The sequence below is a fragment of the Paramesorhizobium leguminum genome (assembly GCF_003217235.1).
Classification (GTDB): domain Bacteria; phylum Pseudomonadota; class Alphaproteobacteria; order Rhizobiales; family Rhizobiaceae; genus Paramesorhizobium; species Paramesorhizobium leguminum.
Genome location: NZ_QJTF01000003.1, coordinates 153,236 through 176,762 on the forward strand (window position 1 = coordinate 153,236; position 23,527 = coordinate 176,762).

Annotated in this window: 18 protein-coding genes and 1 pseudogene; 12 read left to right on the forward strand and 7 right to left on the reverse strand. The window is 61.1% G+C overall.

Annotated elements, in window-relative coordinates; translation table 11 throughout:
• Positions 1–2: 2 nt before the first annotated feature.
• Both gatC and C7477_RS03900 read right to left on the reverse strand, forming a co-directional pair.
• Positions 3–290, reverse strand: a complete 288-nt coding sequence (gene gatC / locus C7477_RS03895) for an Asp-tRNA(Asn)/Glu-tRNA(Gln) amidotransferase subunit GatC (RefSeq protein WP_110749191.1) — start codon at positions 288–290, stop codon at positions 3–5.
• A gap of 117 nt (positions 291–407) precedes the next feature.
• Complete coding sequence (locus C7477_RS03900) at positions 408–1,118, reverse strand: metal-dependent hydrolase (RefSeq protein ID WP_110749194.1); 711 nt, start codon at positions 1,116–1,118, stop codon at positions 408–410.
• Positions 1,119–1,222: 104 nt separating this feature from the next.
• Here C7477_RS03900 and ruvX point away from each other — a divergent pair, with 104 nt between their 5' ends.
• Positions 1,223–1,711: a Holliday junction resolvase RuvX gene (ruvX, locus tag C7477_RS03905; protein WP_110749196.1), complete on the forward strand. Its 489-nt coding sequence runs from the start codon at positions 1,223–1,225 to the stop codon at positions 1,709–1,711.
• On the opposite strand, the gene C7477_RS03910 is transcribed toward ruvX, so the two are convergent.
• Positions 1,696–3,324: an acyl-CoA dehydrogenase family protein gene (locus tag C7477_RS03910; protein ID WP_181418339.1), complete on the reverse strand. Its 1,629-nt coding sequence runs from the start codon at positions 3,322–3,324 to the stop codon at positions 1,696–1,698. The genes ruvX and C7477_RS03910 overlap by 16 nt on opposite strands.
• 147 nt (positions 3,325–3,471) lie before the next feature.
• Here C7477_RS03910 and C7477_RS03915 point away from each other — a divergent pair, with 147 nt between their 5' ends.
• From C7477_RS03915 to dprA, 4 genes and pseudogenes are all read left to right on the forward strand, one after another.
• Positions 3,472–4,437 carry an aspartate carbamoyltransferase catalytic subunit gene (locus C7477_RS03915; protein ID WP_110749198.1) on the forward strand — a complete coding sequence of 322 codons (966 nt, stop codon included), beginning with the start codon at positions 3,472–3,474 and terminating at the stop codon, positions 4,435–4,437.
• A complete protein-coding gene (locus C7477_RS03920) occupies positions 4,434–5,720 on the forward strand; it encodes a dihydroorotase (protein ID WP_110749200.1) in 1,287 nt (428 codons plus the stop codon). The genes C7477_RS03915 and C7477_RS03920 overlap by 4 nt, the downstream gene beginning before the upstream one ends.
• Before the next feature lie 400 nt (positions 5,721–6,120).
• Positions 6,121–6,735: a glycerol-3-phosphate 1-O-acyltransferase PlsY gene (plsY, locus tag C7477_RS03925; protein ID WP_110749386.1), complete on the forward strand. Its 615-nt coding sequence runs from the start codon at positions 6,121–6,123 to the stop codon at positions 6,733–6,735.
• A gap of 89 nt (positions 6,736–6,824) precedes the next feature.
• Positions 6,825–7,996 (forward strand): annotated as a pseudogene (gene dprA, locus C7477_RS03930) (DNA-processing protein DprA).
• Here dprA and C7477_RS03935 read toward each other — a convergent pair.
• The gene (locus C7477_RS03935; RefSeq protein WP_110749202.1) at positions 7,967–8,158 is read right to left on the reverse strand and encodes a hypothetical protein; all 192 of its coding nucleotides are present in this window, start codon (positions 8,156–8,158) and stop codon (positions 7,967–7,969) included. The pseudogene dprA and the gene C7477_RS03935 overlap by 30 nt on opposite strands.
• 262 nt (positions 8,159–8,420) lie before the next feature.
• Here C7477_RS03935 and topA point away from each other — a divergent pair, with 262 nt between their 5' ends.
• From topA to rpmG, 5 genes are all read left to right on the forward strand, one after another.
• Positions 8,421–11,066, forward strand: a complete 2,646-nt coding sequence (gene topA, locus C7477_RS03940) for a type I DNA topoisomerase (protein WP_110749204.1) — start codon at positions 8,421–8,423, stop codon at positions 11,064–11,066.
• A gap of 16 nt (positions 11,067–11,082) precedes the next feature.
• Positions 11,083–13,404 carry a ribonuclease R gene (rnr, locus tag C7477_RS03945; protein WP_425373503.1) on the forward strand — a complete coding sequence of 774 codons (2,322 nt, stop codon included), beginning with the start codon at positions 11,083–11,085 and terminating at the stop codon, positions 13,402–13,404.
• On the forward strand, positions 13,401–13,829 hold the full coding sequence (locus C7477_RS03950) for a DUF983 domain-containing protein (protein WP_110749206.1): 429 nt from the start codon (positions 13,401–13,403) through the stop codon (positions 13,827–13,829). Before rnr ends, C7477_RS03950 begins: the two co-directional genes overlap by 4 nt.
• Before the next feature lie 270 nt (positions 13,830–14,099).
• A complete protein-coding gene (locus C7477_RS03955; RefSeq protein WP_110749208.1) occupies positions 14,100–15,263 on the forward strand; it encodes an MFS transporter in 1,164 nt (387 codons plus the stop codon).
• Positions 15,264–15,364: 101 nt separating this feature from the next.
• On the forward strand, positions 15,365–15,532 hold the full coding sequence (gene rpmG, locus C7477_RS03960) for a 50S ribosomal protein L33 (protein ID WP_110749211.1): 168 nt from the start codon (positions 15,365–15,367) through the stop codon (positions 15,530–15,532).
• A 373-nt stretch (positions 15,533–15,905) separates the two neighbouring features.
• Here the strand turns inward: rpmG and C7477_RS03965 are convergent, their stop codons facing one another.
• On the reverse strand, positions 15,906–17,279 hold the full coding sequence (locus C7477_RS03965; protein WP_110749213.1) for a PleD family two-component system response regulator: 1,374 nt from the start codon (positions 17,277–17,279) through the stop codon (positions 15,906–15,908).
• Positions 17,280–17,291: 12 nt separating this feature from the next.
• Positions 17,292–17,663, reverse strand: coding sequence for a response regulator (locus tag C7477_RS03970; RefSeq protein WP_110749216.1), 372 nt, complete (start codon positions 17,661–17,663; stop codon positions 17,292–17,294).
• A 225-nt stretch (positions 17,664–17,888) separates the two neighbouring features.
• Between C7477_RS03970 and C7477_RS03975 the strand changes: the two genes are divergently transcribed.
• Positions 17,889–18,191: a DUF3572 domain-containing protein gene (locus tag C7477_RS03975; RefSeq protein ID WP_245411717.1), complete on the forward strand. Its 303-nt coding sequence runs from the start codon at positions 17,889–17,891 to the stop codon at positions 18,189–18,191.
• Positions 18,192–18,195: 4 nt separating this feature from the next.
• Entirely contained in the window at positions 18,196–19,485 is a 1,290-nt protein-coding gene (locus tag C7477_RS03980) for a DNA polymerase IV (RefSeq protein WP_110749218.1), read from the forward strand.
• A gap of 103 nt (positions 19,486–19,588) precedes the next feature.
• Here the strand turns inward: C7477_RS03980 and dnaE are convergent, their stop codons facing one another.
• Positions 19,589–23,092 carry a DNA polymerase III subunit alpha gene (dnaE, locus tag C7477_RS03985; protein WP_110749220.1) on the reverse strand — a complete coding sequence of 1,168 codons (3,504 nt, stop codon included), beginning with the start codon at positions 23,090–23,092 and terminating at the stop codon, positions 19,589–19,591.
• Between the last annotated feature and the right edge of the window lie 435 nt (positions 23,093–23,527).

A 23,527-nucleotide genomic window follows, 5' to 3' on the forward strand; every position in this document is an offset into this window, starting at 1 on the left:
GCTTACTCCACGACCTTCGGCACGACGAAGAAATTCTCTTCCGTGAGCGGCGCATTGGCAACGACATCCGCCGCCTTGCCGCCGTCCGAAACCACATCTTCGCGCATCCGCATGGCCATGGGCGTGACCGATGTCATCGGCTCGACGCCGCTCACATCCACCTCGTCAAGCTGCTCGACGAAGCCCAGGATCGCATTGAGCTCGCCGGTCATACGCTCCGCATCCTCGGCGCTGACGGCGATGCGGGCAAGATGCGCCACGCGCTTCACGGTTGCTAGATCGACTGACATGCCTGTTACCCACCTGATTGAATGCTCCAGGTGGGCTATATCGGGCAGGAACGCCAAGCGCAATAATCTTGCAATTAATTGCACTTTTTAGCCGGTGCTCTCCCTGTAAGGATGTCTTCAGAAAGACAGTGTCTCGCCCGGCTTCGGCACCTCCACCTTGGTCCCGTTCGCACCCTCGCCCATGGCCGTCACGAACTTGTCCGCCGTCTGGTCGATGATCGGGAAGGAGCCGTAATGGCAAGGGATGACGGTGGAAAACTTCATATAACGCTGGCAGGCCAGCGCCGCCACCGCGCCGCCCATGGTGAAACGGTCGCCGATGGGCACGATGCCGATTTCCGGGCGGTGCAGTTCGTCGATGAGCGCCATGTCGGAGAAAATATCCGTGTCGCCCATGTGATAAAGCGTCGGCGCATCCTCGAAATGGAAGACAAGCCCGTTGGCGTTTCCGAGCGAATGCGAAACGCCGTCCTCGGTGATGGTGGCGGAAGAATGCAGCGCATTGACGAAGGTGACGGAAAACGCATTTTGAATCAATGTGCCGCCGGTATTGCCCGGATCGACCTTTTCGACGCCCTGATGCGCCAGCCAGGCAGCCAGATCGGCATTGGCGATGACCGTTGCGCCGATCTCCTTGGCGATTTTCACGGTGTCGCCGATATGGTCGCCATGACCGTGGGTAAGCGCGATATGAGTCGCGCCCTTCACCGCCTCCTTGAGATCGACGCCCGACGCACCCGGATTGCCGGTCAGGAACGGGTCGATCAGGATCGTCGCGTCAGGGATTTCCACGCGGAAGGCCGAATGGCCGAGCCATGTGAGCTTCATGAGATTCACTCCTTGAGGTATCGCAATATCGTTGGCAGACAGTTATGACGCGGGAAAGGTTCAATTCAAGGGCGCGATGCCCGCAAAATGGAAAGGGGCGGAACGTGACGGTTCTGGCTATCGAATCGGTCGAGAGGGCTCTGGAAGCAGGCCAGACCGTTGCCGGCCTTGATCTTGGCACCAAGACGATAGGCCTCGCCGTTTCCGACCGGGGCCTTTCCTTCGCCAATCCGCGACCGGTGATAAGGCGAGCCAAGTTCACCATCGACGCGCAAATTCTGCTCGCGACGCTGAAGGCGGAAAACGCAGGCGCCATCGTCATCGGCCTGCCGGTCAACATGGACGGCAGCGAGGGCCCGCGTGTGCAGGCGACGCGCGCCTTCGTCAGAAACATGGAAAAACTGACCGAGCTACCCTTCATCTATTGGGACGAGCGACTTTCAACCGTCGCTGCGGAACGGGCGCTGATCGGCATGGACGTTTCCCGGCAGAAGCGGGCGGAACGAATAGACTCCGCCGCGGCGGCCTTCATTCTGCAAGGCGCGCTGGATCGGCTGGAGATGCTTCGACGGCAGGATTACCCCACCGGATAAAGCGCATTCAGTATCCCCTTGGCGTCATGGCGGGCGTCCACCATGCCGTAGGTCGTGCGCCACTGCCCGGCGAGGCGGGTTTCCACGAAGGCGTCGGCGACTTGCTCGACGCCGAGGTGGCGGAGTTCCGCCCCGGCGACGGCGAGTGCAAGCTGTTCGGTCAGGAGGCGCGCAGCCCCTTCGTCCGATTCGGCCACGTTCATGGCGGCGCGCAGCACCTCCACCGTGCCATGCCCGGCCCGGCCCAATTGATTGGCGACCCAAGCGAGCACTTCATCGAAAAGCTTCGGCGCGCGCAGGAGGACGCGGCGCACATCGAGCGCCATGACGTTGCCGGAGCCTTCCCAGATGGCATTGACCGGCGCTTCGCGGTAATAGCGGGCGAGATTGCCCTCCTCGATATAGCCATTGCCGCCAAGGCACTCCATCGCCTCGTAGAGAAGCGCCGGCGCGATCTTCGCCACCCAATATTTGACGACCGGCGTCATGACGCGGGCAAAGGCCGCCTCGGTGCGGTCGATGGCCGCCATGTCGAACGCGCGGGCGAGACGGAGCGACAAGGCAGTGGCTCCCGCCACGTCGAGCGCCATGTCGGCGAGGACACGCTGCATCAGCGGCTGATCAAAAAGCGCCGCCTCGAACACCTGCCTATGGCGCGCATGATGCACGGCCTCCGCCAGCCCAGCCCGCATCAGCCCCGCCGAGGCGATGGCGCAATCGAGCCGGGTCAGCGTCACCATGTCGATAATCGTCTTGACGCCATCTCCCGGCTTGCCCACCATCTGCCCCAGCGTTTCCTCGAACTCCACTTCGGAGGAGGCGTTAGAGCGGTTGCCGAGCTTGTCCTTCAAGCGCTGGAAATTGAGACCATTGGCGGTTCCATCGGGCAGAATGCGCGGCACGAGAAAGCAGGAAAGCCCTTCCGCCGCCTGCGCCAGCATGAGGAAGGCGTCCGACATCGGCGCGGAGAGGAACCATTTGTGGCCGGTCAGGCGGTAAAAGCCGTTCCCCGCGCGATCGGCGCGCGTGGTATTGGCGCGCACATCCGTGCCGCCCTGCTTCTCGGTCATCCCCATGCCGAGCGTCAGGCCCGTCTTCTTGGCCGGCGCCCGCTGGCTCGGGTCGTATTTGCGCGTGAGAATGAGCGGCGCCCACTCCTTATAGAGGTTGGGGCTCGCCATCAGGGCGCCAAGCGAGGCGTTGGTCATGGTTATGGGGCAGAGATGGCCGGTTTCGAGCTGCGCGGTAAGATAAAACCGCGCGGCGCGCATGGAATGGCGACGGCTCGCTTCCGCCTGGCCGTCCTCCCAGATCGAGGAGTGCAGCCCCTGCCCGATCGAACGGCGCATGAGCGCGTGATAGGCCGGATGATAGTCCACCTGATCGAGACGCCGGCCCTGCCGGTCGTGGGTTTTGAGCCGCGGCAACTCCGTATTGGCAAGCCGCGCCAGATCCTGCGCCTCCGCCGACATGACGAAGCGCCCCGCCTGCTCCAGATCGCTATGCAGCGCCTTTGGAAAACCGGACGTGATCCGCATCAGCAGCGGATCGCCGAGATAGGCGTTGGTGCCGGTCATCGGCGGCGTCTGGTTGGTGACCTCGTGCGTTTTCAACGGCAGTTCCCATTATGAACATGATTCCGGAAAGTCGCGAACTTTTCGGATAAGATCATGCGGCTACCAAAACCTTCTTAAAATTTGTATCCACCGGTATACATTGCTTGCGGGCTGGTTACATCGGGCCTATAGGGGTTTTTTAACATGATATCGAACCCGGCACTTCCCATTTTCCCGCACCGCCACCTGCTTGGCATCAAGGGCCTCTCCCCGCAGGATATCACCTGCCTTCTCGACCTGGCCGATGAGGCCGTGGCGATTTCCCGCCAGCCCGAGAAGAAAAAGGCAAGCTTGCGCGGTCGCACCCAGATCAACCTCTTCTTCGAAGCGTCGACGCGGACGCAATCCTCCTTCGAACTGGCCGGCAAACGGCTGGGCGCGGATGTGATGAATATGTCGGTGGGCAATTCCTCGGTGAAGAAGGGCGAGACGCTCATCGACACCGCGATGACCCTCAACGCCATGCGCCCCGACATATTGATCATCCGCCACGCCTCGGCGGGCGCGGCGGCGCTTCTGGCACAAAAAGTCGGCTGCTCGGTCGTCAATGCAGGCGATGGGGCGCATGAGCACCCGACTCAGGCCCTTCTCGACGCGCTGACGATCCGCCGCGCCAAGGGCCGGATCGAAGGGCTCACGATAGCGATTTGCGGCGATGTGCTCCACTCGCGCGTGGCGCGCTCCAACATCCTGCTTTTGAATGCGCTCGGCGCGCGCGTCCGGGTCGTCGCGCCCTCGACATTGCTTCCCTCGGGCATCGCGCAGATGAGCGTCGAAGTCTTCAATTCCATGGAGGAAGGCCTTGATAATGCCGATATCGTGATGATGCTGCGCCTGCAACGCGAGCGCATGGCGGGCTCCTTCGTGCCTTCGGTTCGCGAATATTTCCACTATTACGGTCTCGACCGCGAAAAGCTGAAATTCGCCAGGCCCGACGCGCTGGTCATGCATCCGGGGCCGATGAACCGCGGCGTCGAGATTGCCTCCGATATAGCCGACGGCCCGCAAAGCATGATCCAAAGCCAGGTCGAGATGGGCGTCGCCGTCCGCATGGCGGTCATGGAGGCGCTGCTCGATCCGCGCCGCAACGAGCCGGGAGAACCAGCATGAGCGCGACCGTCTTCGAGAACGCGCGCATCATCGATCCCTCGCGCGGCCTCGATGAAATCGGGACAGTCATCGTCAAGGACGGCCTGATTCTGGCGTCCGGCGCCGATGCGCGGAACCAGGGCGCGCCCGATGGAGCGCAGCGTATCGACGCCCACGGCAAGGCGATCATCCCGGGGCTGGTTGATTCCCGCGTATTCATCGGCGAACCCGGCGCGGAACACCGCGAAACCATCGCCTCGGCAAGCCGGGCCGCGGCGGCCGGCGGCGTCACCTCCATCATCATGATGCCGGATACCGATCCGGTCATCGACTCCGTCGCGCTGGTAGAATTCGTCAAGCGCACCGCGCGCGATACGGCAATCGTCAATGTCCACCCGGCGGCGGCGATCACCAAGGGCCTGCACGGCGAGGAAATGACCGAAGTCGGGCTTCTCAAGGAAGCCGGCGCGGTCGCCATCACCGAGGGGCGCAAAACCATCGCCAACACGCTGCTGATGCGCCGGGCCCTGACCTATGCGCGCGATTTCGGCGTGGTCGTCGCTCACGAAACGCACGATCCCTACCTCGCCGCGACAGGCGTGATGAACGAGGGGCTGTTCGCAAGCTGGCTCGGTCTGCCGGGCATTCCGCGCGAGGCGGAGGTGATTCCGCTTGAGCGCGACCTGAGGTTGGCGGCGCTGACCCGTAGCAAATACCACGCCGCGCAGATTTCCACCGCGATGTCGGCGGACGCCATCCTGCGCGCCAAGGATCTGGGGCTACCGGTTACGGCGGGCATATCGATCAACCATCTCTCGCTCAACGAGAACGATATCGGCGAATTCCGCACCTTCTTCCGCCTCTCGCCACCGCTCAGGACGGAAGAAGACCGGCTGGCGATGGTGGAAGCGGTACGCTCAGGTGTGATCGATCTCGTCGCCTCCGCGCACGATCCGCAGGATGTCGACACCAAGCGCCTGCCCTTCGCCGATGCGGCGGCAGGCGCCATCGGGCTGGAAACGCTGCTGGCGGCGGCGCTGCGCCTTTATCACAATGAAAGCCTGCCGCTCATTCGCATTATCGAGGTGCTTTCGACTGCGCCGGCGAAAATATTCGGCCTTGACGCGGGAACGCTGAAACCGGGCGCGCCAGCCGATCTCACAGTGGTCGATCTCGACGAGCCGTGGATCGTGCGGGAAAAAGATCTGCTTTCGCGCTCCAAGAACAGCTGTTTCGAAAGCGCCCGCTTCCAAGGCCGCGTAACGCGGACTATGGTGGCGGGAAAAACCGTGTTCGAGCTTTAAAGGGCGGTCAAATGGAAACGCTGGCTCCAATCACCCCCCTCTGCCCTGCCGGGCATCTCCCCCTGCTCCCGTCGTCATCCGAAGTCCTCGGGTTAAACCCGAGGATGACCCGAGGATCCACGGCTAGGGGGCGCTGTTTTTTTCGCCCTCGCAACGCGTTCCAGAAAGCAGGAGCGGTATTTGTCCTCCGAACAATATCTCGTTCGGTAATTCATGATCCTGTCGCGCATGATAGTATCGTCTCTGCCCCCTTGCCGTGGATCCTCGGGTCATCCTCGGGTTTAACCCGAGGACTTCGGATGACGAGGGGTGCGGGGGAGATGTCCGGCAGGACAGAGGGGGGCGCTGTCCTGCCGACGTTTCGAAAGTTCCTCCTTCAAAGCCGGGGAGAATGCGCATAATGATCGATCCAACCATATTGCAGGCTGGCCTGCCCATCCTCCTCGCCGCCCTTGCCTTCGGCTATCTGCTCGGATCGATCCCCTTCGGCCTGGTGCTCACGCGCCTAGCCGGGTTCGGAGACGTCCGCTCCATCGGCTCGGGCAATATCGGCGCCACCAATGTGCTGCGCACCGGCAACAAGAAGCTTGCCGCCGCGACGCTGCTCCTCGACATGCTTAAAGGCACAGCCGCCGTTTTGGTCACGGTACATTGGGGACTGGACGCCGCGCTCGCCGCTGGCTTCGCTGCATTTATCGGCCATCTCTATCCGGTTTGGCTTGGTTTCAAGGGCGGCAAAGGCGTTGCAACCTATTTTGGCGTCCTCCTCGGTCTCGCCTGGCAGGGCGCGCTGGTTTTCGCGCTTGTCTGGCTCGCTGTGGCATTCACGACGCGCTATTCCTCGCTCGCCGCCCTCGTCGCAGCAATTGTCGTGCCGATTGCGCTCTATCTGTTCGGTTTCAGGGATATAACCCTTCTCTTCACCGTCATGAGCCTTATCGTCTTCATCAAGCACCGGGCCAACATCTCCCGTCTCCTTGACGGCACCGAAGGAAAGATCGGAGCCAAGGGATGAGCGGACGGGCGAATTCCCCAGAGCATGATCCCAAAAAGTTGCAGGCTTTTTGGATAAGATCATGCGGCTAAACAAGGATTGAGAGCAGGATGCCTGATTCAGCTCATTTGCATCCTGCTCGAAAGGGAATTCGCCTCTCCGACCGTCAGAGGCTGAACTGGCTGCGGCTGATCCGCAGCGAGAATGTCGGCCCGGTCACCTTCCTCGATCTGATTTCGCATTTCGGTTCCGCAGGTGACGCGCTGCAGATGCTGCCGGAGCTGATGTATCGTGGCGGCGGCCATCGGCCCATCCGCGTGGCGACTATTGAGGAAGCCGAGCGCGAGATGGAGGAGATCGAGCGGATCGGCGCGCGCCTCGTGGGCAAGGGCGAGCCAGATTATCCGCCCTATCTGCGCCACTATGAGGCGCCCCCGCCGCTTCTCATCGTCAAGGCGATACAAGCGTATTCAACACCCCGCCGGTCGCCATCGTCGGCGCGCGCAACTCCTCCGTTGCCGGCAATCGCTTCACGCAACGGATTGTGCGCGAGCTTGGCGCCGCGGGCTTCGCCATCGTATCGGGACTAGCGCGAGGGATCGACGCCGCCGCGCACGAGGCAAGCCTCGATACCGGCACCATCGCCGTTCTCGCGGGCGGGCTGGATAAGCCCTATCCACCCGAGAACATGCATCTTTACAACGCCATTCCGGAAAGAAACGGCGTACTCGTCAGCGAGATGCCGATGGGCTGGGAGCCACGAGCCCGCGATTTCCCCCGCCGCAACCGCATCATCGCCGGGATTTCGCTGGGCCTCGTCGTCATCGAGGCGGCGGACCGGTCCGGTTCGCTTATCAGCGCAAGACTCGCAGGCGAAATGGGGCGGCTGCTCTTCGCCGTGCCCGGCTCGCCGCTCGACCCGCGCTCGGCCGGGACGAACAAGCTGTTGAAAAACGGCGCAATCCTGGTGACCGATGCAAGCGACATCATCGATGCGCTAAAACCCTTGGTGGGCCAAAACTCCCAAGGCGAACTGCCGTTTGGCCGCCCTGATGATCCGGACGAGTTGCTCAGCGAAGCGCCAAGCGGGCCGATGCCCCTCCTGACCGACCCCGAACGTGACCGCATCATCGAGGCGTTAAGCCCGACCCCGACCGATCCGGACGACATCATCCGCCACACCGGGCTTCACCCGTCGCAGGTGTTCCTGGTCCTGCTCGAACTGGATCTTGCCGGCCGGATCGCTCGCCACTCAGGCGGAGCTGTTTCTATCCTGCTCTGATGCCGCCTCCTCGCTGCGAAGCGTATCATCGGCTACGATGCAAGCCATCCCGATGAAATAGGCCAGCATCGGCAACTCCGCGGAACGGGCCATTCGCTGCAATTCGCCGAGGATCTGGTGAATATAAGAAAGAACTTCAGTACGCGTTGAATCGTTGTTCATAGCAAACCTGAAAATTTTTGATCATGGAAATGATGAATTTCGATATGCTAATATTGATTACAAAGGCGTCGTTTATCAATAGATTATTTCATAACAATACTATCCTCGATTTCGTTTCATTTTAAAGCAATCTCTGGTTGTATTTCACTGAAAAACATCGCCCTGCCCTTGACCAATCGGCAAGGGCTGTTCATTTGGAAAGCGAATTTTGCCCCACCGATGTGCATTTGTGCAATGACAGGGGCCCGGGATAGAGCGTGAAATGAACGTCGTCGTCGTCGAATCGCCTGCAAAGGCCAAAACAATCACCAAATATCTGGGCCCCGGCTATACGGTCCTGGCCTCGTTCGGCCATATCCGCGATTTGCCGGCCAAGGATGGTTCCGTCCGTCCAGACGAAGACTTCGCCATGTCATGGGAGGTTGATGCTCCCGCCGCCAAGCGTCTCAACGACATCGCCAAGGCAGTGAAGGAGAGCGACAATCTCTTCCTCGCAACCGATCCGGATCGCGAAGGCGAAGCCATTTCATGGCATCTTCTCGAAGTTTTGCGCCAGAAAAAGGTGATCGGCTCTAAATCCGTCAAGCGCGTCGCCTTTAACGCCATCACCAAGAAGGCCGTGCTGGACGCCATGGCGAACCCGCGTGACATCGACATGCCGCTGGTCGATGCCTATCTGGCGCGCCGCGCGCTGGATTATCTGGTTGGTTTTACGCTCTCGCCCGTTCTGTGGCGCAAGCTGCCCGGCGCGCGTTCGGCGGGGCGTGTGCAGTCCGTGGCGCTGCGCATCGTCTGCGAGCGCGAGGCGGAGATAGAGCGCTTCGTCCGCGAGGAATATTGGAACATCGCAGCATTGCTGAAAACACCGCGCAACGATTCGTTCGAATCGCGCCTTACCGTTTTCAACGGCAAGAAGCTCGGCAAGCTCGATATCAAGAATGCCGAACAGGCTGACGGCATCCGGGCCATGCTGGAGGGAGCAAGCTTCAAGGCGGCCTCCGTCGAGGCCAAGCCGACAAAGCGCAATCCCGGCCCTCCCTTCACCACATCGACGCTCCAGCAGGCGGCATCGGCCAAGCTTGGCTTTTCCTCCGATCGCACCATGAAGATAGCCCAGCGTCTCTATGAGGGCATTGACATCGGCGGCGAGACGGCGGGTCTCATCACCTATATGCGTACCGATGGCGTGCAGATGGACGCCGATGCCATCGAAGCGGCGCGGCGCGCCATCGGCAGCGGTTTCGGTGAAAAATATGTGCCGGAAAAGCCGCGCTATTACTCGACCAAGGCCAAGAATGCGCAGGAAGCGCACGAGGCAATCCGCCCGACCGATTTTGGCCGGAACCCGAAGGAAATGCGCCGCTTTCTCGATGAGGATCAGGCGAAACTCTACGACCTGATCTGGAAGCGCGCCATCGCCAGCCAGATGCAGTCCGCCGATATCGAGCGCACGACCGTCGAGATCGAAGCGACGAACGGGACGCAGACGGCGCAGCTTCGCGCCACCGGCTCCGTCACCCGCTTCGACGGCTTCATCGCCGCCTATACCGAGCATCGCGAGGACGAGGCTGACGATGAGGACGGCGCGCGCCTGCCGGAAATCCGCGCCGGCGAAGCGCTCGCTCGCGAGAAGATCGACGCCACGCAGCACTCCACGGAGCCGCCGCCACGCTATTCCGAAGCGACTCTTATCAAGAAGATGGAAGAAATCGGCATCGGGCGTCCGTCCACCTATACCGCGACGCTGAAGACGCTGGTGGACCGCGAATATGTCGTTGTCGACAAGCGCAAGCTTGTTCCGGAAGCCAAGGGGCGTCTGGTTACGGCCTTCCTTGAAAGCTTCTTCGACCGCTATGTGGAATATGATTTCACGGCGGATCTGGAAGGAAAGCTCGATCTGATCTCCGACGGCAAGCTCTTGTGGAAGGACGTTCTGCGCGATTTCTGGAACGATTTTTCCGCTGCCGTCGGCAACACAAAGGAATTGCGCGTCACCAACGTGCTCGACGCGTTGAACGAGGAGCTGGGACCCCTCGTCTTCCCGTCGAGGGGGGAAGGCATCGATCCGCGCAGCTGCCCCACCTGCGGCACGGGTACCCTCTCGCTGAAACTGGGGAAATTCGGGGCCTTCGTCGGCTGCTCCAACTACCCGGAATGCAAATTCACCCGCCAGCTGGGTAGCGATGCCAATGGGGGTGAGAACGGGTCGGCCGGCGGCGATGAGCCGAAGGCGCTGGGCAAGGATACATTCACCGGCGAGGAGATTACCGCGCGCAATGGCCGCTTCGGCCCCTATATCCAGCGGGGCGAAGGCAAGGAGGCGAAACGCGCCAGCCTGCCAAAGGGCTGGTCGTTCGAGACAATCGATCTTGAAAAGGCGCTGGCGCTTCTCTCGCTCCCGCGCGATATTGGACAGCATCCCGAAACGGGCAAGATGATCGCCGCCGGCATAGGGCGCTACGGCCCCTATGTGTCGCATGATGGTACATATGCCAATGTCGAGAACGCCGAGGAGGTATTCTCCATCGGCATCAACCGCGCTGTTTCCGTTCTTGCGGACAAGCAGGCCAAGGGCGGGCGCACACGCTCCGCCCCCGCGGCGCTGGCGACCCTGGGCGACCACCCGGACGGCGGTTCGATCACGGTTCGCGACGGGCGTTATGGCCCTTATGTGAACTGGGGCAAGGTCAATGCCACGCTGCCGAAGGGCAAGGATCCCGCGACCGTGACGATGGAAGACGCGTTGGCGCTAATTGCGGAAAAAGGCGGCGCATCGGCCAAGAAACCGGCCCGCGCCAAAGCAGCCACGAAGACCGCAACAAAAACGGCGGCAAAGGCAGAAACCAAAGCCCCGGCGAAAAAGAAAGCTCCCGCCAAGACCACGAAAAAGGCCACGGCAAAAGCATAGATGAGGGATTAAGGGATTGGCGCGCCGGATTTCAAAGCAGACAAAACCAGAGCGAACGAAACCGGACGCCCGAGCGCATCTGCCGACGCGCGACGACATCCTGACCTTCATCAACGAGAACCCCGACAAGTCGGGCAAGCGCGACATTGCCAAGGCCTTCAATCTGAAGGGCGACGCCCGGATTTACCTCAAGGACATGCTGCGCGATCTCGCCGACGAAGGCCTGATCGAGAAGCGCGCCAAGCGGCTGACCACCAAGGGGGCGCTGCCGCATGTCGCCGTCCTCGACATTACGGGACGCGACAAGGATGGCGGCCTGATCGCCAGACCGGCGGAATGGGATGCGGCAGGCGGACAGGCGCCGGAAGTGCTCATCCGCATTTCACGCGGCGATAAAGGTCCGGCTCCCGGCGTCGGCGACCGGGTGCTCGCCAAGATATTCCCCTCAGCCGACAAGGCCGGTCCGGCCTATACCGCGCGCATCATGAAACGGCTGGAGCACCGGCGCGATGCCGTGCTGGGCGTGCTGCGCCAGACCCGCGACGCCGAATGGCGCCTGGAGCCCGTGGATCGCCGCCAGCCGGAACTGGTGGTCGACGGGCAGGCGCTGAATGGCGCAAAAGCTGGCGATCTCATTGAGGTCGATGTCACCCAGGCCGGGCGCTACGGCTTGCCCCGTGCCGCCGTGCGGCAGATCGTGGGCTCGATCGACAGTGAAAAAGCGCTGTCGATGATCGCGATTCACGCGCATGAGATACCCCATGTGTTTCCGCAGGAGGTGCTGCGCGAGGCCGAAGAGGCGAAGCCCGCCACCATGGCGCCCCATCAAAAATGGCGCGAAGACTGGCGCGCGCTTCCGCTCGTCACCATCGATCCGGCGGACGCCAAGGACCATGACGACGCGGTATTCGCCGAGCCGGATACCGACCCCGCCAATCCCGGCGGCCATATCGTTACCGTCGCCATCGCCGATGTCGCGGCCTATGTCTTGCCCGGCTCCGCGCTCGACCGTGAGGCGCTGAAACGCGGCAATTCCGTCTATTTCCCCGACCGCGTCGTGCCGATGCTGCCGGAACGGATTTCCAACGATCTCTGCTCGCTGAAGGAAGGCGTGGACCGCCCTGCCCTCGCCGTCCGCATGATCTTCACCGCCGAAGGCCGCAAGCGCTCGCACGGCTTCCACCGTATCATGATGCGTTCCGACGCGCGCCTCGCCTACAGCCAAGCGCAGGCCGCGATAGACGGCGCGCCGGATGACAAGACCGGCCCGATCCTCGATACCGTGCTGAAACCGCTGTGGGCCGCCTATGCGGCGCTCAAGCGCGGGCGCGATGCGCGCGAGCCGCTGGAACTCGACCTGCCGGAAAAGAAGATCCTGCTGACGCCCGAAGGCAAGGTAGACAAGGTCGTCATCCCGCCCCGGCTCGACGCGCACAAGCTCGTCGAGGAATTCATGATCCAGGCGAATGTGGCGGCGGCGGAAACGCTGGAGCGCAAAAGCCAGCCGCTGGTCTTCCGCACCCACGATGCTCCGTCGATGGCCAAGCAGGAATCGCTGCGTGAATTTTTGCGCACGCTGGATATCAGCCTTGCCAAGGGCGCCCAGCTCAAGCCCGGCCAGTTCAACCAGATTCTGAAGCGCGTTCAGGGCAGCGATCAGGAGGAACTGGTCAACCAGGTGGTGCTGCGCTCACAGAGCCAGGCCGAATACAGCCCAGACAATATCGGCCATTTCGGCCTGAACCTCCAGCGCTATGCGCATTTCACCTCGCCGATCCGCCGTTACGCCGATCTGATAGTCCATCGCGCGCTGATCCGCGCGCTCGATCTCGGCCCCGGCGGAATCACCTCGGACGAGGTGGCGCGGCTCGCCGAAATCGCCGCGCTCATTTCCGCCACCGAGCGCCGCGCGATGGCGGCGGAGCGTGAAACCGTCGACCGGCTGATCGCGCATCATCTGGCGGGACAGATCGGCAGCGAGTTTCAGGGCCGGATTTCCGGCGTCACCAAGTCCGGCCTGTTCGTCGCGCTTGCGACATATGGCGCGGATGGCTTCGTCCCCATTTCCACGCTCGGCAACGAGTATTATCTTTACGACGAAGCGAACCATGCCATTGCCGGCGAACGCAGCGGAAAAGGCTATCGCCTCGGCGATATCGTCGATGTCAAACTGGTCGAAGCGCTGCCGCTAGCGGGCTCGCTTCGCTTCCAAATGGTCTCCGAACCGCGCCCCATGCCGGCATCGATGCGTTCGCATCACAAATCGAGCCGCGCGATGCGGGGCCAAAGGGGACGGCCATCGGGAATTCCACGGGGAAAGCGGAGAGATCGTTCATGAACCAGTCAGTTGAACCGCAGATATTCGGCGGCGCACCGGCAATTGCGCGGCCCGTCCGCCCGCTCCTGCAGGCCATGTGGCGTGGCTTCTGCAGCCGCTGCCCGCATTGCGGCGAAGGCAAGCTGTTTCGCGCCTTCGTCAAGCCGGTCGATGCCTGCGCGGCATGCGGCGAGGAATTCCACCACCAGCGCGCGGATGATTTGCCGGCCTATCTGACGATCTTCGTCGTCGGCCACGTGGTCGTCGCCGGCTTCATGGGCGTCGAGGCTTCGGTGGATTTGCCGCTCTGGGCGCATATGGCGATGTGGGGGCCGATAACGATCCTTCTGTCTCTCCTGCTCCTGCAGCCGCTCAAGGGCGCTACCATCGGGCTGCAATGGGCCTATTACATGCACGGATTTGGCGGCGAGGCGGATCATATTTAGCAATTAAAGTAGAGACGCTGGTGCTCGACTGCGCTCGTGTGCAATGGCGGGGATCGGCTCGCACTCTTCCCTCCCCCTTGCGGGGAGGGTGGCCCGAAGGGTCGGGTGGGGGTGGTGACGTTTACGCCATTGTCTCCAGAAAAAGCGTAAACGTCACCACCCCCATCCGTCTGCTCCGCAGACACCTTCCCCGCAAGGGGGAAGGAGGGCGCGAACTGGACTCGCCAACGTTCCCATTCGATCATGACACACTCCAATAAGAGTTTCTCAATGACAGATGCGGCCCCCCCCACCGCCTGGCGCTCGCTCGCCGCGGCAATCGCCACGATCAGCGCCGTGGGCATGGCGATCGGCCTCGGCATTCCGCTCTTGAGCGTGCTTCTGGAAGCGCGCGGCTATTCGGCGAGCCTCATCGGCGCCAACACGGCGGTCGCCGGTCTCGCCTCGATTGCCGCCGCGCCGCTGGCCGCCCCCATCGCCGGCCGCTTCGGCGTGGTGCGCACCATCCTCACCATGCTGCTCCTCGGCGGCTTCGCCTTTCTCGGCTTTCATTTCTTCCAATCCCTCTGGGCATGGTTTCTGCTGCGCATCGCGCTGCATTTTGCGCTGACCGTGCTCTTTGTCCTGTCGGAATACTGGATCAACGCTTCCGCCCCGCCGGAAAAGCGCGGGCTGGTGCTGGGCATCTATGCCACCATGCTTTCCCTGGGCTTCGCCGCCGGCCCTTGGCTGTTCTCGCAGATCGGCAGCGCCGGAATGCTGCCCTTCGGCGTCGGCTTCGCCATTATCATGCTGGCGGCGATCCCGGTACTTCTGGCCTGGAAGGACAGCCCCGATTTCGGCGAGAGCGAGCATGTGCCGTTCGTCCGCTATATCTTCGCGGTGCCAACGGCCACGGCCGCCGTCTTCGTCTTCGGCGCGGTCGAGACAGGCGGTTTCGCACTCTTCCCGGTGTTTGGAACCCGCATCGGCTATACGGAAAGCGAAGCCGCGCTGCTGTTGACCATGATTGGCCTCGGCAATGTATTGCTGCAAATCCCCATTGGCCTCATTAGCGACAAGATCCGCGACCGCCGCAACCTCCTGCTTATCTGCGCCGCCATCGGCCTCGCCGGCATGGTCGTCCTGCCCTTCATCATCGCCAACTGGTATCTGGTGGCCGGGCTGCTCTTCATATGGGGCGGCGTGGTGGCGGGCCTCTATACGGTCGGCCTTGCGCATCTGGGCTCGAAACTGACCGGACGCGAACTCGCCGCCGCCAATTCCGCCTTCGTCTTCTGCTATGCGCTTGGCATGCTGGCCGGGCCGCAGGCGGTCGGCATCGGCATGGACGCCATGGGGCCGAAGGGGTTCGCTGTCGTGCTCGGCATATTTTTCGCGCTTTATATGGTTGTGACCGCGTTTCGGCTTACGGGCAAGAAGAAGCAGGCTTGACTTTTCAGCGCATATTCGTAGTGTCGCGCCGAATTCCCGCTGCCGGATGAAATCGCCGGAATCGCAGGCGGTTTCAATTAAAAAAGAGCAGGTACTGTAAAATGGCTAAGGCTACGACCATCAAGATCAAGCTTTTGTCGACCGCCGACACCGGCTTCTTCTACGTTACCACGAAGAACAGCCGCACGATGACGGACAAGATGACGAAGCGCAAGTACGACCCGGTTGCGATGAAGCATGTCGAGTTCAAGGAAACCAAGATCAAGTAATCTTGCGTTTCAGCGATATCCAAAGCGCCGCCTGACAAGGGCGGCGTTTTTGTTTGTAAGATGATGGTGAAAAATGGGGTCGGTCGGCGATGAGGCAGCGGTACGAGGATTCCACTTGGTGCCAACGCCGACCGACCGACCCCACGGACCCAGGAGATGCGGCGGACCTGAGCATCATGGGGTATTTTTTGTCTGCATACCCTTAAATCGTTTCCGACTTTCGGAAATTATGCAGGTGCGGGTCGCTCCTGCAACGCGCTCTTTACTTCCATAAAATTTGCGCAAATGTGGGAAAAAAGCAACTAGATCTTAAAAATTCAGTAACCATATCGCACAACGTGGTAAATGCGTATCAAAGCACAAACCGTTTAAATCAGGCGACGGCCCCAACCACCCGGTTGCGCCCGCTTCTCTTGGCCTCGTAAAGCGCGGTGTCGGCGCGCTTGAACAATTTCTCGACGCTATCGTCGCGCGGCTGCAGCGAGGCGATGCCTATGCTGATGGTCACATCCACGCTCGCGGTTCCGACGCGAATGGTGAAAGGCGTCGAGGCCACAGTACCCCGGATGCGCTCGGCCACGATTGCCGCCATCCGCTGATCCGTATCGGGCAGCGCCACCACGAACTCCTCCCCGCCATAGCGGCAAGCAAGATCGATGCCGCGAATGTTGCGGTTGAGCCGGCCGGCGAAATCGCGCAGCACGTCATCACCCGCATCATGGCCGAAGGTATCGTTGATGCGCTTGAAATGATCCATGTCGATGATCAACAGGGAAAGCGGACGCTCGCGCGATACCGACCGCGCAAAGAGCACGGGCATATGGCTGTCGAGATAGCGGCGGTTATGCAACCCGGTCAGGCTGTCGGTGACCGCCATTTCAATGGTCCGGCTGAGGCTCTTTCGCAAGAGATCGTTATACCGCTTGCGCTTGACCTGCGTTCGCACACGCGCAAGCAGCTCGTTGCGGTCGAGTGGGCGCATGGAATAGTCGTTGACGCCCAGATCCAACCCCCTAGCGACGAGAGCCGCCTCGCCGGGATCGGCGATGAGAATGACCGGAAGCAGCCGCGTGCGTTCTATAGCCCGCATTTGCGAGCACAGCCGCAAAGGATCGTAGCTGGAAAACCCGGTCGAGACGATGACGCAGTCATAATTGCCCTCCACCGCGGCGAGCAGCGCGGCGGACGGTTCGCTGACGGTATCGACCCTGTTATCCGCGACAAGCAGGCGCTTCAACCGCGCCGCGGCCTGGCCGTCCTCATCGACGATGAGAAGATCGGCCTGGCCGCCGGAATCCGCCGAGCGCGCGAGCAAGAGCGTTTCGATATCCGTCTCGCGCGCCGATGTCGCCCGCATGAGAAGCTCGTCCGAAAGGGTCTTCAACCGCGCCAGGCTTTTCACGCGCGAGAGAAGCTGCAGATCATTGACCGGCTTGGTCAGAAAATCATCGGCCCCCGCCTCCAACCCCCGGATGCGATCCTGCGGCCGATCGAGCGCCGTCACCATCACCACCGGGATATTCATGGTCTTCGGATCTGCCTTCAGACGGCGGCATACCTCGAAACCGTCGATGCCGGGCATCATCACGTCGAGAAGGACGATATCGACATTGCTGCTCTGGCAGATATCCAGCGCGGCTTCACCGCCCGGCGCGGAAACCACATCGTAATATTCCGCCAGCAGCCTCGATTCGAGAAGCTTCACATTGGCCGGCAGATCGTCCACGACAAGAATGCGAGCGGTCACGTAAAATCTCTCTCAGGCATCGCCCAGATAGGATTTGATGGTTTCAATGAACCGGGGAACGGAGATGGGCTTGGAGATATAGGCCTCGCATCCGCCCTGCCGGATGCGCTCTTCATCGCCCTTCATCGCAAAGGCGGTAACGGCGATGACCGGAATGTGACGCAGCTCGTCATCTTCCTTCAGCCATTTCGTTACCTCCAGGCCCGAAACCTCCGGCAGCTGGATATCCATGAGAATCAGATCGGGCTTGTGCAGCCGGGCAAGATCCAGCGCTTCCAGGCCATTGCGGGTGCGGATGGTCTCATAACCGCTCGCCTCGATCAGATCGCGGAAAAGCTTCATGTTCAGCTCGTTGTCTTCAACGATCATCACTTTTTTTATCATTGAAAACTTTCTCGAATATGCCGCGCCCAGAGCCGAGCATCCACGCGTTCACGACGATCCCGCCCATGCCGCTCCAATCCCAGTTAATATCTTAGCTGAACAAGATTGACGAAAGGCAAATGAACCGGCCAATGTCCCCGCACCTTTTATTGTGTTTCCTGTACTATAAAGTTGCCAGCAAGATTGGCTAGCCCTAAAGAGCTTGAAAGGGGACAAATGAAGAACATGATGGCAGCCGGCACGATATCAGTCGAAGGGGCCCAGAAAATAGCGATAGAAGCGCTGGCGTTTCTGGCTCAGGATGATGAACTCCTGCCGCGTTTTCTGGCGCTTACCGGCATTGGACCCAACGATATCAGGGCAGCCGCGCGCGAGCCGGGCTTTCTTGCCGGCGTACTGCAATTCTATCTCGCGCATGAGCCGACGCTGCTGCGCTTCTGCGAGGCAAGCGGCAACAAACCGGCGGATTTGCAACGCGCGCTTCAAGCGCTGCCCGGCGGCGATGAAACCTGGGATCGGCAGGTTTAAATCGATGGACGATCCGCTTTTCGGGTTTTGTCGCGATTGCCTGACGTCGCAACGATCCGCGGCACGGCGCTGCCATGCCTGCGGTACCCCAAGGCTTTTACGCCATGCGGAACTCTACCAGCTTGCGATTGCCCATATCGATTGCGACGCCTTTTATGCGGCGGTGGAGAAGCGCGACAATCCTGAATTGCGCGACAAGCCTGTGATCATCGGTGGCGGAAAGCGCGGCGTCGTCTCCACGGCGTGCTATATCGCGCGCATCCATGGCGTGCGTTCGGCAATGCCGATGTTCAAGGCGCTTGAAGCCTGCCCGCAGGCGGTCGTGGTAAAGCCCGACATGGAAAAATACGTGAAGGTGGGCCGCGAAATCCGGCTGATGATGCTGGAACTCACGCCGCTGGTCGAGCCGATTTCGATCGACGAGGCTTTTCTTGACCTCAAGGGCACCGAGAAACTCCACCGCGATTCCCCTGCCCGCGTACTCGCCCGTTTTGCCAAACGCATCGAGGACGAGGTCGGCATCACCATTTCCGTAGGTCTTTCCTATTGCAAGTTTCTGGCGAAAATCGCCTCTGATTTCGAAAAGCCGCGCGGCTTCTCAGTTATCGGTGAAAGAGAAGCGGTGGCCTTCCTTCGAGACAAGCCGGTGACGATGATCTGGGGCGTGGGCAAGGCCTTCGCGGCGACGCTTGAGGGCAATGGCATCCGCGCCATCGGCCAATTGCAGGACATGGATGAATCGACGCTGATGAAGGCATACGGCCTGATGGGACAAAGGCTCTACCGCCTGTCGCGCGGCCTGGACACGCGCCGCGTCGAGCCGGAAGGCGAGATGAAGAGCGTTTCGGCGGAAACCACCTTCAACACGGATCTATCCGAGGCGAGTGACCTGGTGCCGATTCTGCGCAGCCTCTCGGAAAAAGTCTCGCGGCGGCTGAAGGCCGGCAACATCGCCGGACGAACGGTCGTCCTGAAGTTGAAGACTCAAGATTTCAAATCGAGAACCCGCAACCGGCAACTCGCCGACCCGACACAGCTTGCCGACCGGATTTTCCGCACCGGGCTGCATTTGCTGGAAAAGGAACTGGACGGCACGAAATTCCGCCTGATCGGCATTGGCGTCAGCGATCTCTCGGACGCAGCCCGCGCAGATCCGGCCGATCTCGTCGACACGCAAGCCACCAAACGCGCCGCCACTGAGCGCGCAATCGACCGGCTGCGAACCAAATTCGGCAACAAGGCGGTGGAGACGGGGTATACCTTCGGCACGGGGCGCAGAGAAAGTGAGCAGTGAGCAGTGAGCAGTGAGCAGTGAGCAGTGAGCAGTAGTGCGAACTGTGAGCGGCAAATAGCAAGGGGGCCGCTTTATTTCGCTGCTCACTGCTCACTGCTCACCGCTAAAGCAGCTCCACATCCACCACGCCCTTGATCGCCTTGCATGCGCTGGCGATTTGCGGGGTGACGCGGTAGCGGTCGGGGAGTTCGATCTCGACCTCGCGCAGGCCGTTTTCCTTGATGACGATGAGGCTCACCTGCCCGTCGCCGCGCGTCGTCAGATGCGGCGCGATCTGCTTCAACGCCTCACTCGAACGCAGATAAAGCCGCATGGCTTTCTGGATGCGGCTCGCCTCGTCCTCCAGCGACTGCACGGTCTGGATGCGCAGGCTGATGCCTTCGGGCCGGTCTTCCGCGGCAACCGTGATCACAACCGATTTGCCCGATTCAAGCAGGTCGCGATATTGCGCCAGCGCTTCGGAAAACAGCACCGACTCGAACTGCCCGGTGGCATCCGAAAACTGCACGATGCCCATCTTGTTGCCGGTGCGCGTCTTGCGTTCCTGCTTGGCCGTCACCGTGCCGGCAAGACGCCCGGCGCTCGCGCCGCGCTTTACCGCGATGGAAAAATCGGCCCAGCTCTGCACGCGCATTTTATCCAGCACGGAGCGGTATTCATCTAGCGGATGGGCGGAAAGATAGAATCCGACCGCCTGGAATTCGCGGTGCAGCTTTTCCTGCGAAAGCCATGGGGCGACAGTGGGAAGCTGCAACTTTTCCTTGGGGCTGCCGGAAAGACCGAAAATATCCGCCTGGCCGCTCACCGCATTTTCCTGCGTGCGCTGCGCGTGGCCCATGATGCGATCGAGCCCCGCGATCATCCCCTCCCGGTCCCGCTTGAAGCAATCAAACGCGCCGGCATTGATCAGGCTTTCGAAAACCCGGCGATTGACGACACGCGGATCGATACGCTCGCAGAAATCCTCAAGGCTCTCATAGGGCTTCTCGCGTCGCTTCTCGACAATATGCTCGACAGCGGCCTCGCCGACGCCCTTGATCGCGGCAAGCGAATAGAAAATCCGGTTCTCGCCGACCTCGAACTGCCGGAAGGAACTCATCACCGAGGGCTGCACGACCTCGATGCCGAGGCGGTTCGCCTCCCGGCGGAAGTCGTTGAGCTTGTCCGTATTGGACATATCGTAGGTCATCGATGCGGCGAGAAACTCGACCGGGTAATGCGCTTTCAAATAGGCTGTCTGGTAGGAAACGATGGCGTAGGCGGCGGCGTGCGACTTGTTGAAGCCGTAATCGGCGAATTTTGCCAAGAGGTCGAAGATGGTATTGGCCTGCGCCTTGCCCACGCCGCGCTCGATGGCGCCATCGACGAAGCGGAGGCGCTGCTTGTCCATCTCCTCACGGATCTTCTTGCCCATGGCGCGACGAAGAAGATCCGCTTCGCCGAGCGAATAGCCGGAAAGCTCCTGCGCGATCTGCATCACCTGTTCCTGGTAGACGATGACGCCCTGCGTCTCCTTCACCAGATGATCGATCTTGGGATGGATAGAGGCGATTTCCTCCTCGCCATGCTTGCGCGCATTATAGATCGGAATGTTCTCCATCGGGCCGGGGCGATAAAGCGCCACCAGCGCGATGACATCCTCGATGCAGTCCGGCTTCATGCCGATCAGCGCCTTGCGCATGCCCGCGCTTTCCACCTGGAACACACCGACTGTCTCGCCGCGCGACAGCATCTCGTAGGTAGGCGCGTCGTCGAGCGGCAGGTTGGCGAGGTCGATCTCAATGCCCTTGCGGCTGACGAGCCGCACCGCCGTCTGCAGGACCGTCAGGGTTTTCAGGCCGAGAAAGTCGAACTTGACCAGCCCCGCCTGTTCCACCCATTTCATATTATATTGGGTGACCGGCATATCGGAGCGCGGATCGCGGTACATCGGCACCAGTTCCGACAAGGGTCGGTCGCCGATGACGATGCCCGCCGCGTGGGTCGAGGCGTGGCGGTAGAGCCCTTCCAGCTTCAGGCCGATATCGAGCAGACGCCCGACAACCGGCTCCTTCTCGCGCTCCTCGGCAATCTTGGGCTCGCTCTCGATCGCCTGTCCCAGCGTGACCGGATTGGCCGGGTTCTGCGGCACGAGCTTGCAGAGCCTGTCCACTTGTCCATAAGGCATTTCGAGCACGCGCCCGACATCGCGCAGCACGGCGCGGGCTTGCAGCGTGCCGAAGGTGATGATCTGAGCCACCTGATCGCGGCCATATTTGGCCTGCACATAGCGAATGACCTCATCGCGCCGGTCCTGGCAAAAATCGATGTCGAAATCGGGCATCGACACGCGGTCCGGATTGAGGAAGCGCTCGAACAGCAGGGAAAAGCGCAACGGATCGACGTCGGTGATGGTGAGCGCATAGGCGACAAGCGAACCCGCGCCGGAACCGCGGCCCGGCCCCACGGGAATGCCCTGCCCCTTCGCCCATTTAATGAAGTCGGAAACGATGAGAAAATAGCCCGGAAACCCCATCCGCTGGATGATCGATATCTCGTATTCCAGCCGCTCGGCATATTGCTCGCGCGTATAGCCATCCGCCATCCCCAGCGTCGCGATGCGCTGTTCGAGGCCCTCGCGGGCCTGTCGCGCCAATTCGTCGGCTTCCGCTGCAAGCGCCGCATCGGGATCATCCGCATCGCCCGTGAAGCGCGGCAGGATCGGCTTGCGGGTTTCCGGATACCATGAACAGCGCCGCGCGATCTCTATCGTATTCTCCAGCGCTTCCGGCAAATCGGCGAAGAGTGCGGCCATCTCGGACTGGCTTTTCAGATAATGGTCCGGCGTCAGGCGGCGGCGCTCATCGGAGGAGAGCAATTGTCCGTCGGCGATGGCGAGCAGCGCGTCATGCGCCTCGTAATCCGCGCTTTTGAGAAAGAAGGCCTCATTGGTCGCCACCAGCGGAAGCGCCCTGGCATAGGCCAGCTCGACCATCCGCGCTTCGAGCGAGCGATCATAACCCGCCGGACGCTGCAATTCGATATAGAGACGATCATTAAAGAGCGATTGCAGATGCTGGAGACGCTGCTGCGCCCGATCCGGCCGCTCGGCGGCAAGCGCGCGGCCTATAGGCCCCATCGCCCCGCCGGTCAGCGCGATGATGCCCTGCGAATGATTCGCAAGCCAGCCCGCCTCGATATGCACGGGATCGCCCGACGGCGTTTCGAGATAGGCGCGGCTTACCAGACGCACCAGATTGGCATAACCCGCTTCCGTGGCGGCGATGAACACCATCGGCGCAAGGCCCAGCGCGTCGCGCCGCGACGCATTGCGATTGTCATCGCCGCTATCGCCGAAACCAATATCCAGCTGGCAGCCGACAATCGGCTGCACCCCATCCTTGACGGCTTTCTGGGCGAATTCCAGCGCGCCGAACAGATTATTGGTGTCGGTGATCGCAATTGCCGGCGCATGGTCGCCCACCGCATGAGCAATAATCTTGCCAACCTGAAGTGCACCCTCAAGAAGGGAATAGGCGGAGTGGACCCGCAGATGGATGAATCGCGGAGCCGCCGCCGCATCACGCTCGCTTATGCCCGCTCTCACACCGTTCGCCAAAATGTCCATTTCCCAATTTGCGCTGGAAGCGACTCCGGGTCGCCCCGGGTTTCAATTCTTATGGATTATGCGCGGCCCGGTCCAGCCAAGCCTGAGCCGGTCAACAAATCTAATGCCCCCATCAGATCGCGCTCACCCAGATGGCGAAAGTGGCGATGAACAGGCTGATAGACACGAAAGACATGACGTCGTGAATGAGATCAGGCATGGGTGCGCTCCTCGTTGTTCGCTTATATTTCCCTTTTTGTTCCATTTATGTTCAATTGTCAATCAAGTTTTCCCCACTGTTTTCGGCGTATGGTTTGCGAAAGGTTAAGCAGACAAAACTTCAAGACGTTGTGAAACAAACCGTGCGGGAACCGATCCGCGCTGTGTGTGTTGCAGCTATATCCTGCCAACTAAGTGCGAGCCACTATCGAGGGTTGAGACTTGCCCGTTCTCATG

Coding starts and splice junctions, on each gene's coding strand:
- gatC (WP_110749191.1), bottom strand. CDS start 290: ATGTCAGTCGATCTAGCAACCGTGAAGCGCGTGGCGCATCTTGCCCGC.
- C7477_RS03900 (WP_110749194.1), bottom strand. CDS start 1,118: ATGAAGCTCACATGGCTCGGCCATTCGGCCTTCCGCGTGGAAATCCCT.
- C7477_RS03915 (WP_110749198.1), top strand. CDS start 3,472: ATGATATCGAACCCGGCACTTCCCATTTTCCCGCACCGCCACCTGCTT.
- C7477_RS03920 (WP_110749200.1), top strand. CDS start 4,434: ATGAGCGCGACCGTCTTCGAGAACGCGCGCATCATCGATCCCTCGCGC.
- plsY (WP_110749386.1), top strand. CDS start 6,121: ATGATCGATCCAACCATATTGCAGGCTGGCCTGCCCATCCTCCTCGCC.
- C7477_RS03935 (WP_110749202.1), bottom strand. CDS start 8,158: ATGAACAACGATTCAACGCGTACTGAAGTTCTTTCTTATATTCACCAG.
- topA (WP_110749204.1), top strand. CDS start 8,421: ATGAACGTCGTCGTCGTCGAATCGCCTGCAAAGGCCAAAACAATCACC.
- C7477_RS03950 (WP_110749206.1), top strand. CDS start 13,401: ATGAACCAGTCAGTTGAACCGCAGATATTCGGCGGCGCACCGGCAATT.
- C7477_RS03955 (WP_110749208.1), top strand. CDS start 14,100: ATGACAGATGCGGCCCCCCCCACCGCCTGGCGCTCGCTCGCCGCGGCA.
- rpmG (WP_110749211.1), top strand. CDS start 15,365: ATGGCTAAGGCTACGACCATCAAGATCAAGCTTTTGTCGACCGCCGAC.
- C7477_RS03970 (WP_110749216.1), bottom strand. CDS start 17,663: ATGATAAAAAAAGTGATGATCGTTGAAGACAACGAGCTGAACATGAAG.
- C7477_RS03975 (WP_245411717.1), top strand. CDS start 17,889: ATGATGGCAGCCGGCACGATATCAGTCGAAGGGGCCCAGAAAATAGCG.
- C7477_RS03980 (WP_110749218.1), top strand. CDS start 18,196: ATGGACGATCCGCTTTTCGGGTTTTGTCGCGATTGCCTGACGTCGCAA.
- dnaE (WP_110749220.1), bottom strand. CDS start 23,092: ATGGACATTTTGGCGAACGGTGTGAGAGCGGGCATAAGCGAGCGTGAT.